The following is an 11,738-nucleotide window of genomic DNA, read 5'->3' on the forward strand; positions in this document are numbered from 1 at the left end:
GTCCCAGTTTGTGTCTCACGTTGTGACCCACAGATAAATGGCAGGCACAAAAAAACCGCCCATAAGGCGGCTTAAGTAAATTATTCAGTCGTGAAGATTTAAATGAAATCTATTTTCTGCATACGCTTTCTTCATGCAGTCGAAGTGCTTTTGCCAATTCCAATTGGAATGCAAAGGAAAGACGGGAACGGCTGATCTTGATACCGTCAATAATGATGTATGTAGGGTAAACAGTGACCATGCGGCCCAAGTATTGGAAGTGTTTAGGGTGGTTTGCTTTATCGTTATTCATTGTGTGCCATCCGTCTGGGTGGGGGTAATCCCGGCAACGGATGATTGATCTAAAATCGATCAAAATCAATAACTTAACAGATCACCAAATCCAGGGGGTGTACATTGGCAAGCCTCCCTCAGCCTAACTTATACACGAACAGAAAATAGGGACGGATTCCTTCCAGTTGGGTGGGAAAATATCCGGGAGTTTGGATATTGTTGCTAGGCCCCTCGATCTGAGGCCCCGGGTGATGAGAGTATTTTCGCCAAATATCTGGGGGCACTCCCTACCGGATGGCCTGCATTCTGGTCAAACATTGTCCAACCTTCCGCTCTTACAGTGCGCTCGCTCATATATCCCTTTATTCTCAATTACTTAATAACAACACAATACCATTCTGTCCTTTTACCCTGTGGACCAGTGGCCCCGCCGGGCCACCCTGGAGGCGTCCGCCTCCCCTGTGCGCCTGTGGCGCGTTATTTTGTGGCAAGCAATACAAACCCACAGGGTTAAGAGTGGTAGCGCCACAGGCGCATACAGAAAGCGGGTCTACAGAGGCCCTCTGAGGGGCGAAGGCTTTCGCCCCGGTTGGTATTGAGAATAACTATCGTTTACAAATGATATTGATTCTCATATGTGGATAAAAAAGCTGGGAATTTTTTCTTGAGGGTCAATTGAAAATTTGCCAGGCAACACCATTACGAAATAATAATTAATTTCCCACAAATACAGTAACTTAAAGGGCTGGGGGAGTCAAATCACCTTACCCGCCTTGTGGTGATAGTTCATTAAGTAACCATCTTTTACCCACATAAACAGCCCATTACCTCCCCTGCTGGGTCATTACTCTGCCATTAAAGGCGATTAAACCCGGTTTAATTCACTAAAAAGACATATCTTAAAATTAATCATTTTTGTAGTTTACAAGTGACTGTTTTTGATCAAGAATTGATCACAGTTAGGTTCTGGAGGGTACAGAATGAATTTCGTAGAGGGCTGTAAATCAGTTCAGGAAGTGAAAGCGGTAGCGACAGAGTTACTCAAACAGGGCAAGGGGCTGACGCTTTACCGTGACGCCTGGTTGCTGGGTTATGAATTAATGCTGAGGGTGTCGGATCTGCGCTCTATCCGTTATGACGACATCAAAGGCGATCACCTTGTCCTGTCCCAACAGAAAACAGGTGAATCTGTCCGAGTGAGGCTCACCGATACCGCTAAACGCATCATAGCGGCCCGGAGAGAGGCGAACCCTGATCATGTGTACCTCTTACAGTTGGACAGCCACAGGAGCAAGGGAAAGCCTGTGAGCCGCTCTAAATTGCATGAGGAAATTAGCTACGCCGGGGAAAAGCTGGGGCTGAATCTTTCGACCCACAGCATGAGGAAGAGTAAACCAACTATCGGATATGACAATGGGGAGGATATAGCCGTAATCAGTAAGGCATTGGGGCACAAATCGTTATCCAGTACGCTCCATTACATTGGGGCCACACAACGCAAAGTAGATGATTTTAGTGATAAATATTCAATAGAGGATCTGTTATGAAAAGCCAGGATATTAGAAAGTATAAAAGAGAAAAGGCTCCCACTAGGGGAGCCTTTTTTGTATGGGCGGTTAGTTCGGCCCGCCCTGCATCAGCATGTTGAAAGCCTGCTGGTTGTTGGTCTCAACTTCAGAGCGGACCAGATCCCTAACCTGCCCATCCTGCACTTTCACATTGACGTTCACGTTAAGCGGCTGGTTTAGCCACGCTGGCGGCGTCATCAGTGGATTACCTGCCATATCAACTTTAAGCTGTGGCGCTGTAATCGTCGGCGCAGGAGGAACATAACCCGGATTGGAGTAAGAGCTTACCCACCCTGTTTTCTCTTCTGGTTTGGCAAAGTTTGGATTGGTCGGAAGATCTGGGCTGTGGATGAAATCCCACAGTTTACCCAGCGGGCTATCTTTCTTCAGATTGCCCCCGGCGGTGGTGTCCTGTCCATACATGGCGTCGTTAGCGTCCATGACTTTATCCCAGGCATAATCCCCACCTACCGAACCGATCGCAATGCCCCAGCCAACAGGACCGCCAGAGAGAGCCGCAAGGCCCCCGGCCTTACCAACTTTCGGACCCCGGCCCGGTTTGTTTGGCTTCTCTTTACCTTCCCCACCAGATCCGCCAGTTGTAGCGGCTTCAATGCCACCAATAGCGGCGATCCCTTTCATGACCCCCAGTAATTTGGTTAGTGGGTTAAGCATGGTCAACAACCATTTAAAGGCCCCGCCCAATTTCCAGATAGACCCGGCGAACAGAGCCACCCCGGCGGCGTATACTGCCATTTCGCCCCAGGATTTAAGCTGCTCACCAGTGATCCCCATCTTGCTGGCGTAATACTCAATAATGCGGAAGGTCAGGATCACAGTGTCATGCAACTCTGTAAACGCATCTGTGGCACCCTCAACAATTTTCCCGGCGATATGCCCGAACATCTCAAAGGCCCCACCAGAGCCGTTAACAGCGGCGCTGATAGCGTCGAAAGCGCTGGTTAGTGAGTTACCAAAGCCAGAAGTAAAAAACACGTTCATAGCGTTCTGCATACTGGTTTGCAGGCGCTGCCAGCTTGCCCGGTTGGACTTCATAGCCTTATCCAGAGCGCCACCGTTACGAGCTGCGGCTTTCATCTGTTTCGCCACTTCCGGGAGGATGTCCTTAGAGAACAGCTTCCCTTGTTGCATCAGGTCAAACAGATCCTTTTCTGTCAGGTCTGTACGGCCTTTCATCTGGTTAAGAGCCTTAACGAACAGCCCCACAGCGCCCGGAAGAGCTTCAGACAATTGGCCTTTGAGTTCTTCACTCATTACCGTGCCTTTAGACATCATCTGATTCAAACTACGCAAGGCGCGTGATTGGGATTCGGAGTCTGCACCAGTAACAAGGCCCCATTCACTTGCACCCTCAAAGATGGATCGCATCTGGTCTTTAGGGAGCTTGTCACCAACAGCGGCGGCAAACTGGGTATAGTCTTTACTGGTCTTGAGTAAATCCAGGCCCAAACGGTTGGACTGATCACGGAGATAATCAAACTCTTTAGCGGCCTTATCTGTGGAACCGGTGATCGCTGTCAGACCAGAAAGCGCGGATTCAAAATCCTGCCCGGTGTTCATGATCTTGCCGGAGAGCGCCACAGTTGCGGCAATGGTGATCGCCCCGCCTGCACCCTCGATCATGGAGGTGTCCAGTTTGTTAACTTTGGCGGTTACTGGAATTGTGGCTCCCCTCATGCCTACCCGGCCTTGCTGGCGCATGGTTTGCTGAAGGCGTGACACTCTGGCGTTATATTCCTGCAATGCCATAGACCCGGCGTGATACTGGCGGGTAAGCTGTCCAAACTCCTGGAGGTGTCCAGCACGTTGGGCCGGGGTAACATTGGCGTTAGCGGCTGAAGTGCTGAAGCGGATAGCTTTAGCGCGGATTGTCTGGAGTTTACGCTCCGCTACCAGTTGGGCTTTTGCCGCTTTGGCTTCCGTTGCGGCTTTAGCTTTGGCCTCTGCCATTGCCGCTTTTGCGGCTTCATCCTGCTGTTTGCGGCGGGCTTTGGTATAGCCGTTTTCCTCAAACTTGAGGCGTAGGGGCTTCATCTTGGACGCTACTTTGTCCCACTCTTTCCCCACACTGCGGATCTTGTCTACCGTCTTTTTGTAGCTACTTGAATCTACAGTAAAAATTGTACGGTTTACGGTTTTCGTGATGATCACGTTTCCACTTGCCATTATTCAGCCCCTTCCAGTTTGGTAGCCATAAGCGGACGGCTTGCCTTGTTAATGTTCACACGGCGGAGACCTTCCACAGATTTAGTTAGCAGTGATACAGAGCGCCCGTTAGCGCTGAACCCCTGATCCTTGTGACACAATGCAATTCCACGGCTTTTTACATTCCGGGCCGGGCCTGATTCTGGACCCTCTGAGAGGGTTTCTTTGTACTGGTCGATCAATGCTTCCAGTTCTGACAGAGCGGCGGCTGATTTAGTCACTTCGGCCTGTGTGGCTTTCTGACGTTCCAACGCTTTGGCCTGTTCCAGTTGGGCCAAAAGTGTTTTGTATGCTTCCATGAGGTGATCCTTACTTAGCGAGAGGGCAAAAGAGAAAATAGAGATTTATTAGGGCGTAGAGCGTCCACAGGGACCAACGCCCGAAAAGGAGAAATAAAAGTTTCAATGGAGTTAGGCCCGGCGGGCCGGGGGGTGGTTATGCGGCTCGTTTGGAGGAGATGATCACTGTGCGGAGTTCCTTCCGCCCGGCGCTAATAATCTTGCGTACTCGTGTCATGCTGGTTCCCAACTTGTAAACCGGGTTGGCTACATAGCGAGGCGCTCGGAGGTTAGCCAAAACTTGATCGTATGGAAGCATCTGATCCACAAGATAGCGGGCCGGGGCCACACGGGTGAGCGTCTGCACCGTCTTGACGTTGATCCCCAACATCTCACCAATCATCTGATCCGGGAGATTGTCCGCTTTCATCTGCTGAATCATCACGGCTTTCTCGGGAAGGGTCAGCACGGCCTTTTGATACTTCACAGGGTTGTATTCCCGTTTCATCTTCAGGGCATACGCTAACGACACATTGAAAGCTGAACAGATCGCCTTAGCACTATGACCCATCACACAGGCCCGCTTGATTTGGACGATTTGATCCGTTGTCAGCTTCTTTTCATCCATCAGGGGGCGCGGCTTGCTGGTTGCCAGCTTCAGAGAGAGGGCGGCGATCTTCTCTTCCTCTTCCGGGGTTAATGCTTTCACTTCAGTTGTGATAATGCTCAAGAGAATCTCCTATCAGAGGGGTTGACTTCACACGGGGGATTTGACAAAATGCGGATAATGGGGATTTTTATTTGAAATTTAACAAAATCAAAAAGCTGGGTCTAAATCCCAATACCTGGATGGCTCCTTGATTTCCCCTCTTGGGTATGGCGTCACCGCTGGCGCCACAGAGGCCGTTTCCCCCGGTTGGGGATCAGCTTGTACAAGCCCCTCTCCCACCGTTTCCACCTTCTCACTGTAAACCGTCATCAATGTGATCGGCGTGGTAGGTCCTGGCGTTGCTGGCACAATCTCCGGCGCTTCAGGCGCTTCTACAGGCTCCGCCGTGTGGTTGGGTTCCTGCATTTCTTCCCGCTCCGCTGTGGCCTTCTGCGGCTGTTCCTGCGGTGCTTCCGCTTCCACTGTACCCACCATTTCCGGGGTGATCGGGTTTACAGTATAATGGCACGTCTTGCCGCCGATCTGCCCGGTCTTGTTGATCAGGCCCATCTCCACCATTTCCCGAAGCAAATTCCTAACTGATCGGTCAGTCAGGCCCAAACGGCGGGATAAAAGCTCCTGTGAGAAATAGGCGGTTTGCCCATTGGTCTGGTAACCCTCGATCAGTGCATAGGTGTAAACCATGTTCATGGTGAATACCTTGCCGTTGATCTTCTCAATGTCTGCCAGTTCGTGACAAACGGCGGTAAATGGCTTACTTGCTGTTGCTGGCATTCTGTTTTCCTTCTGCGGAAGCGACTAAAAGAGGATGGTTTTTCAGGTAGGCGGCTAACGCCTCCTTTACGATGGTATGAGGGGCACCACCGCCCGCCCTTACCAGTGCATAAAGCTGATCGGCTTGTTCTTTCGGAAAATCAATTTTCAAAGGTTAATCTCCTTCAGTTCGTCGATGTCATCGGCTGACAGACTCAGGCCGAAAAATTCACCCCACCATTTCGCCGGGGCCGTGATCGCCGGATTTCCCAGCGTCACCCTTCTGGACGGCTCAACCTGCTGTAACATGCTGTAAATGTCGTCATACAATCCGGGGGCGCTGTCGTCATCCCGGATCGAGTTAATGATCTGTGAGGCGTACCCATTCACAAGGCGACTTTCCGAAAGATCCGTAAACTGGTGCAACATATTTCCCCTCCCCATTGTTGATTAATTAGTGAACAATTACAGGCAATTCCCCGGTGATACGCTCAAAATGATCCGCCGCATTTAACATGATGTAGGCCATTACCTCGTCATATTCCATCGGGACGCCTTTTGCCTCAAAGAGGGATTGGAACGCCAGCACAATGGACGCTTGCAGATCCGTAGGCTTGGAAGCGAACAGCGCAACGGTTGCTTTCATTTCAAGCGCTTTTTCTGCGTCCATCTCGGTGACCTTTGCAGCGATACGTTGAGACTGGCGCATAACGCCGGAGGCGCTGGATTTGGTCAATTCAAGGGCCTGCGTAATCGCTTCTACTTCTCTCATACGTCCGGCGGCTTTCATCCGGCTACGGGTTTCTGTCAGGGTCTTACGGGTCAGGTCACGCTGATCGACACGTTCAACCATTTTTTCAACATCGAGGTAAATACTCATTGCAATCTCCTTTCAGGTTAGTTATAGTATGATGGGAAATTGCATACCCGATTAACTCCCTCATCACAATATCTATTTTACACTATTTGACAATGATTCGCAACAAATTTCTTGATTTATCTTGCGCTCAGTTGTTTATTGTGCTAGAGGCACAGAAAGCCTCTGTAACGCTCTCAGTGAGGCACAGGGCGTTTATAGGGTGTTTCCCTGTCTACGTATGAGAAAGCGCCATAGCGGCGCGTTTAGGTGGGTTCCTGTGGGGTTGTGGTTCTGTACTGTATACGGCACTGTGTACCGGGCCGGGGACCCCACCCCGCCGCCATCGTGTCACCTTCGCATCGCTACGGTGTTTCCCAAAGAGCAGGAAAAGAAAACCGCGTTGCGGTTTCTGTTCCTGCGATTGCCCCAAAAGGGAGGCGAGCCTGTAAGGCTCTTTCCTAAAGAGTCTGATCTCTTGATTGTTCAATCAATAATTACTCACACTCTCTTTAAGGTCTTGACCTGGCCCTGGGGGTTCTAGTCTTATCGGGTGTGGGTAGGTTTATCTATAGTCTTATTGTCGGAAGATTTTTCCGCCCCGCCCGGAAAATATTTCCGCCCAAGAGGCGATCAGGTAGGAAAATATTTCCGCCCTGCTTCTCTTTCGGGATAGTCCGGAAAATATTTCCGCCCGGAAGATTCTTCCTCCCCAGGAGTGAGCCACACAGGCGAGACTCCACATTGTGGGAAACAGGCCCCCGGCCTAAAACCTGGTAAGCCCGAAGGGCGAGAAGGTTTTAAGATCATATAATAAAAAATGAAATAATTAATTGTGTAAACAATTAGTTATTGAATGAAGTTGTTATATAAGATCAATAAGACGGACCCGGAGGGCGAGCGTAGCGAGGTCTTATATATCTATTATTGTTTAGTGTGCCTTTCAGGGCTACATACCCCCCCTTCAATTCCACCCACCCATTAATAAAAATTAATGCAGGTATGGCCCGTCATATGTGGAGGGCGCACATATCATAAGACTTAACACAATGCAATTAATTTTTATTGAAAATGATAATCATTCGTGTTAAAATATTATACATGGTGTGGGATGTGGTGAGCATATCGAAATTACCGTTTTGCAGCTTGTCACCCGCACCATTACAGAACGTAGGTTTTAGCCAACCTGTTGGGGTCTGTAGAGAGCCGGGCGGCTTCTCCCCGCCCGGCCCTCACCCAAAGTGTTCTTTCAACTCCACTTGCCAGAATGCTTTGTGTGCGGTCCTCTCCTCAAGTTCCGCCGATTGTAGTTTCTCCTACGATCCAAAACACCTCTAAAATCATAGGGCTTGCGCCACAGGCCCTATTCTAAAGCGTCGCTAACTGCGGCTCTTCAGAATACAAGCGGATCTCCTTCGATTGTATCGACCCTCCACGGGGTACACAGTTGGGCCGGGGGTGGTTCCCCAGTTGCAACGATAAACTATTGATTTGTGTCGATGGTTTCCGGGCGCGTTCAGGGTGCCCGTTTTCCTCTGTGGCTTCTTTGCTGAACCATGAAAGCAAATCATGTAAGGCTCTGAGGCTGCACAGGAAAACAAGTGATAAGACAGTGAGTTAACATTACCTTCATCCCGGTTTCTCCTTCCGGGTTCTTTTTAGTGGTTATTTGTCCAATGGCTGGCGGTTGCTCCCGTGACGCTGGCGGATGAGTGACCACAAAAAAGAGGTTATACCTCCCCCTACCCTAGAGGGTGAGAGAGAGTCAGGAACGAAGAGAGGCGGCAGGATAGCCGCCTTTTCTTTTATCCACCCCACGGCCTCCCATCTTCCAACCCATTCCGGCCCGCCGTTCTGGCTGTCCTGATATCCGGTGCAACGCCGGATCACCTGTGGTCTCTCCCACGTCTAAAACCCTCCATAAGGAAAACCTTTATGAAAACTTCCGAGCGCTACCCGGTAACGCAAGGTGACGTAATCGTGAATTACGCCTCCAGCCTGTTTGACCGTACCGAAGTCACCGCCCCGTCACTGCCTGCTGACGTTTTTTGCGGTGACATTCTGGACGGCAAAACCTTTGCCCTGTTCGACTCCGCCGACGCTGATGCTGGCAAGCCGATCATTAACCTTTCCAATATGTCCGCCGATGGCAAGCCCAAAACCCTAGTCATTTGTGACAGACACCTCGTGATTACCGATTTTGCCCTACGTGCTAAAGATGCCGCGAGCAAAAAAGCCGCACTGGAAGCGCTGACAGCCTCCGGTGATATTCGCCTGGCTATCAACGCCGATTACTTCAAAGCATAAGGAAATCACACACAATGGCTATTGATTTTAAACAGTTTGAAAAGCTGGACACTGTAGCGGCACTTAAACAAGTGCCAGCGGGTAATTACCTGATCTCTGATCTGGGTATCTTCTCCGGTGTTAACTCCACCACTCCAAACGCTCAAGTTCTGGACATCGTGGAGACTCAAGTCTCTGAACTGGAACAGGTAGCCCGCTACGGCACCGAAGTTAACTCCATCAAAATGGATAAGCCTCTGTTGCGTGACCAGGAGATCCCACACTACGCCACCGAAGCGGACGTAAAAACCGCTGATTGGCAAGGTCTGATCAGCCCGGCTAACCCGGATCAGGTTGCGGCTATTTCTGAAGTGATCGCGTCTAAAGCTATCCGTATGCGTAACCATCACCTGGAAACGGTTGAAAGTACGCTGGCCCGCGCCCTGTTCAAACAGGAAGCGAAAGCGGCTAAAACCGATGACGGCGACGTAGATTTTAACGCTGTGTTTGGTACTGCCCCGCTGGACTTTGAACTGGACGGATCAGCGGGTTCCAACGTGTATTCCCAGCTTTCGAAGATTCGCAGGATGTTGGTTAAAGAGTACGGCGCGAGCCGCTCCTATCTGGAGCGATTCTTCTGCTTCGCATCCCCGGATCTGTATGACGTTCTGGCGAGCCACCCGGAAGTAACCAGCCTGATCACCAACAAAGTGGCGGAGGCTGCAAAAGGCGCTCTGATCCCGGTTAACACTGCGGGTTATGACTCCTTCAGCATTGGCAACATTACTTTCATTCTGGCGGACGATGACCGCTACGAAATCGCGGAAGGTTCCGGCCTGTTCGTTCCGAAGTTCTCCGCCGCTGAAAGATGCCCATTCAAATTAGTGCGTGGACCTGCATCCAGGAATCAGGATATCGCGGCGAAAGGCGTGATCAGCCCTTACTACCAAAAAGTAATGACTGACCGTTACGGCATGGTGACCATTCACCAGGAGGCGAGCTTCATCCCTCTGAACCTGCGCCCGAACTACACGCTGAACGTCAAGCTGAAGTAATGCAGAATGCCCCCGGCTCCCGCTGGGGGTTATCCCTTCCGGTTATATTCATTTTTACTTTTACACTGAGGTAACACATGAAAGTTTCAATCAATATCCCCGGCGCTGGTCAAGTCTATGTATCAGGCGCGGCGGAAGTAATTAATCGAAAGGCGCTGTGTAAGGAGTTGGGGATCTGTAATATCACCCTATGCCGTCTAGAGGCGCAACACGGGTTTGAATATGCTTTAAGCGTGCTATTATCTAAAAAGCGCAAGTTATTAAATTAATATTAAAAGGCGAGCCAAACGGCTCGCCTTTTTCTTTATAGAAGCCCAACCATTTGTTGGATTGAAGTTAGTAATTCTTGTTGTGTATAGCGATGAGATTGCATTGTAACATTCTCTGGGTGGTGTATATGATTACGGATGAATGTTTGTAATGTAGTATCCGCTGGCGGTTGTGCCGCACCTTTAAATTCTTTAACCCATACTTTATCAAACGCAATTCCCTTTGAATTTAGCCATTGCTCCATTGTTTTTTCGCTTGGACAGGAGTTTTTCTCCTGCAAATAACCATATAATTCATTATGCAATTCAACGGTTGCTAAATTGTATGCTTTGAAATTAATCTCGCCCCACGATGGAGACCAAGGGAACCATGGAGAAGTATCAGCCCTTTCCACAACATTTTTATTATTCTCTTTTTTGAAAACAAACAGACCGATATTTTTAAGGTAAGGGGAGGACAAAAGGAAAGGAGAGTGCGTTGTAACAAAAACCTGTCTACTTTTGGAGATAATCATTAAAGCTTCTAAAAGCTTTTGCTGCCCTGAAGGATGAAGACATATTTCAGGTTCGTCAATGAAAAGATAAAATGGTTTACTAATCCCCGCACCATGCGCATTACACGTTATCTCAGCGTACACCTGAAGTAATGATAGGGCTAGTGCCCTTTGCATACCATGCCCCTTTTCTCCCATTGGGACATTCACCCCATCATCAATCATGATGGAAATAGTTTTGAAGAAATTCTCTACCTGCAACTCTTCAAAAATGAAAGAAATATCTGCCATACCAAATTGAGATGAGAAAACTTCTCTAACTTGATTTTCGACTAATGATATTTTCTGTCTCAACTCTGATTCAGGGTGATTGAATACGCGATGGTATTGCTCAGAAAACGCTCTATACTCATCCGTTGCTATATGGCCTAAAGCTATTTCTTTTAGAAGCGAACCACATATAGTTGTAGAGCCAAACTTTGCTTCATTACTTGGATTTGTATCAGCCCAAATGAAATTATTGTCATAAAATTTCTTGAATGGAGCATCTATACCACTTGGGTTAACAAATTCATTTCCGTTCCAAAATAATATCTTTTTCTCCCCAGCCTCGCTGCACCTCTTCACTCTAAAAAAATTAACTCCCTCATCCTCAAAAACATGCGAGGTGAATGCAGCCACTTTATTAGCTTGTACGTGAGCGGCAATTACTTCTGATAAATTCCCAGTAAAGGTTAACTCGGCTGAAAGCTTCTCAGCTATGTTATCCGGGACTGATTTACATATAAGATCCTCAATATTCTTTTTGGTTCCATCCTTTATAAAATCTATAATTTCAAATACAGTAGATTTTCCGGCGTTGTTTTCACCCACAAAGATATTAAGCCCACTACCTTCCGTTTCTCCATCAGGGATATTGAATTCCAACTCATTATTTTCCCCATGATACCCTTTAAAATTTTCTATCTTCAGTTTTTTAATAAACATTATTAATCCTTTATGCTGGCTGT

Annotated in this window: 12 protein-coding genes; 4 read left to right on the forward strand and 8 right to left on the reverse strand. The window is 48.7% G+C overall.

Annotated features, from left to right (window positions below; all coding sequences use genetic code 11):
* Positions 1-1,253 precede the first annotated feature (1,253 nt).
* Positions 1,254-1,820, forward strand: a complete 567-nt coding sequence (locus HVZ37_RS13925) for a tyrosine-type recombinase/integrase (protein ID WP_032984030.1) — start codon at positions 1,254-1,256, stop codon at positions 1,818-1,820.
* Between the two features lie 69 nt (positions 1,821-1,889).
* Here the strand turns inward: HVZ37_RS13925 and HVZ37_RS23145 are convergent, their stop codons facing one another.
* The 7 genes from HVZ37_RS23145 to HVZ37_RS13965 all read right to left on the reverse strand — a co-directional run bounded on the left by HVZ37_RS23145 (position 1,890) and on the right by HVZ37_RS13965 (position 6,648).
* Positions 1,890-4,028, reverse strand: coding sequence for a tape measure protein (locus HVZ37_RS23145; protein WP_249418366.1), 2,139 nt, complete (start codon positions 4,026-4,028; stop codon positions 1,890-1,892).
* Entirely contained in the window at positions 4,028-4,366 is a 339-nt protein-coding gene (locus tag HVZ37_RS13940) for a hypothetical protein (protein WP_069597554.1), read from the reverse strand. The genes HVZ37_RS23145 and HVZ37_RS13940 overlap by 1 nt, the downstream gene beginning before the upstream one ends.
* A gap of 136 nt (positions 4,367-4,502) precedes the next feature.
* Entirely contained in the window at positions 4,503-5,075 is a 573-nt protein-coding gene (locus HVZ37_RS13945) for a hypothetical protein (protein ID WP_105457525.1), read from the reverse strand.
* A gap of 87 nt (positions 5,076-5,162) precedes the next feature.
* Complete coding sequence (locus HVZ37_RS13950; RefSeq protein ID WP_181627625.1) at positions 5,163-5,789, reverse strand: helix-turn-helix domain-containing protein; 627 nt, start codon at positions 5,787-5,789, stop codon at positions 5,163-5,165.
* The gene (locus HVZ37_RS13955) at positions 5,770-5,940 is read right to left on the reverse strand and encodes a hypothetical protein (protein WP_007777902.1); all 171 of its coding nucleotides are present in this window, start codon (positions 5,938-5,940) and stop codon (positions 5,770-5,772) included. The genes HVZ37_RS13950 and HVZ37_RS13955 overlap by 20 nt, the downstream gene beginning before the upstream one ends.
* Positions 5,937-6,197: a hypothetical protein gene (locus tag HVZ37_RS13960; RefSeq protein WP_063867909.1), complete on the reverse strand. Its 261-nt coding sequence runs from the start codon at positions 6,195-6,197 to the stop codon at positions 5,937-5,939. The genes HVZ37_RS13955 and HVZ37_RS13960 overlap by 4 nt, the downstream gene beginning before the upstream one ends.
* A 25-nt stretch (positions 6,198-6,222) precedes the next feature.
* Positions 6,223-6,648 carry a hypothetical protein gene (locus tag HVZ37_RS13965; RefSeq protein ID WP_063867907.1) on the reverse strand — a complete coding sequence of 142 codons (426 nt, stop codon included), beginning with the start codon at positions 6,646-6,648 and terminating at the stop codon, positions 6,223-6,225.
* 1,911 nt (positions 6,649-8,559) lie between these two features.
* Here HVZ37_RS13965 and HVZ37_RS13970 point away from each other — a divergent pair.
* The 3 genes from HVZ37_RS13970 (at position 8,560) to HVZ37_RS13980 (ending at position 10,234) form a co-directional block, all read left to right on the forward strand.
* Complete coding sequence (locus HVZ37_RS13970) at positions 8,560-8,931, forward strand: hypothetical protein (protein WP_069597558.1); 372 nt, start codon at positions 8,560-8,562, stop codon at positions 8,929-8,931.
* 14 nt (positions 8,932-8,945) lie between these two features.
* The gene (locus tag HVZ37_RS13975; RefSeq protein WP_137595682.1) at positions 8,946-9,965 is read left to right on the forward strand and encodes a major capsid protein; all 1,020 of its coding nucleotides are present in this window, start codon (positions 8,946-8,948) and stop codon (positions 9,963-9,965) included.
* 77 nt (positions 9,966-10,042) lie between these two features.
* Complete coding sequence (locus HVZ37_RS13980; protein WP_000868620.1) at positions 10,043-10,234, forward strand: hypothetical protein; 192 nt, start codon at positions 10,043-10,045, stop codon at positions 10,232-10,234.
* 35 nt (positions 10,235-10,269) lie between these two features.
* Here HVZ37_RS13980 and HVZ37_RS13985 read toward each other — a convergent pair whose 3' ends face one another.
* Positions 10,270-11,715 (reverse strand): AAA family ATPase, encoded by a 1,446-nt coding sequence (locus HVZ37_RS13985; RefSeq protein ID WP_181627626.1) that lies wholly within the window; start codon positions 11,713-11,715, stop codon positions 10,270-10,272.
* Positions 11,716-11,738 lie beyond the last annotated feature (23 nt).

This window comes from Citrobacter sp. RHB35-C17, from assembly GCF_013816795.1.
Lineage (GTDB): Bacteria > Pseudomonadota > Gammaproteobacteria > Enterobacterales > Enterobacteriaceae > Citrobacter_A > Citrobacter_A amalonaticus.

Excerpts from the sequence above, each read along its gene's own strand:
- HVZ37_RS13925 (WP_032984030.1), top strand. The coding sequence starts at position 1,254 with ATGAATTTCGTAGAGGGCTGTAAATCAGTTCAGGAAGTGAAAGCGGTA.
- HVZ37_RS23145 (WP_249418366.1), bottom strand. The coding sequence starts at position 4,028 with ATGGCAAGTGGAAACGTGATCATCACGAAAACCGTAAACCGTACAATT.
- HVZ37_RS13940 (WP_069597554.1), bottom strand. The coding sequence starts at position 4,366 with ATGGAAGCATACAAAACACTTTTGGCCCAACTGGAACAGGCCAAAGCG.
- HVZ37_RS13950 (WP_181627625.1), bottom strand. The coding sequence starts at position 5,789 with ATGCCAGCAACAGCAAGTAAGCCATTTACCGCCGTTTGTCACGAACTG.
- HVZ37_RS13960 (WP_063867909.1), bottom strand. The coding sequence starts at position 6,197 with ATGTTGCACCAGTTTACGGATCTTTCGGAAAGTCGCCTTGTGAATGGG.
- HVZ37_RS13965 (WP_063867907.1), bottom strand. The coding sequence starts at position 6,648 with ATGAGTATTTACCTCGATGTTGAAAAAATGGTTGAACGTGTCGATCAG.
- HVZ37_RS13970 (WP_069597558.1), top strand. The coding sequence starts at position 8,560 with ATGAAAACTTCCGAGCGCTACCCGGTAACGCAAGGTGACGTAATCGTG.
- HVZ37_RS13975 (WP_137595682.1), top strand. The coding sequence starts at position 8,946 with ATGGCTATTGATTTTAAACAGTTTGAAAAGCTGGACACTGTAGCGGCA.
- HVZ37_RS13980 (WP_000868620.1), top strand. The coding sequence starts at position 10,043 with ATGAAAGTTTCAATCAATATCCCCGGCGCTGGTCAAGTCTATGTATCA.
- HVZ37_RS13985 (WP_181627626.1), bottom strand. The coding sequence starts at position 11,715 with ATGTTTATTAAAAAACTGAAGATAGAAAATTTTAAAGGGTATCATGGG.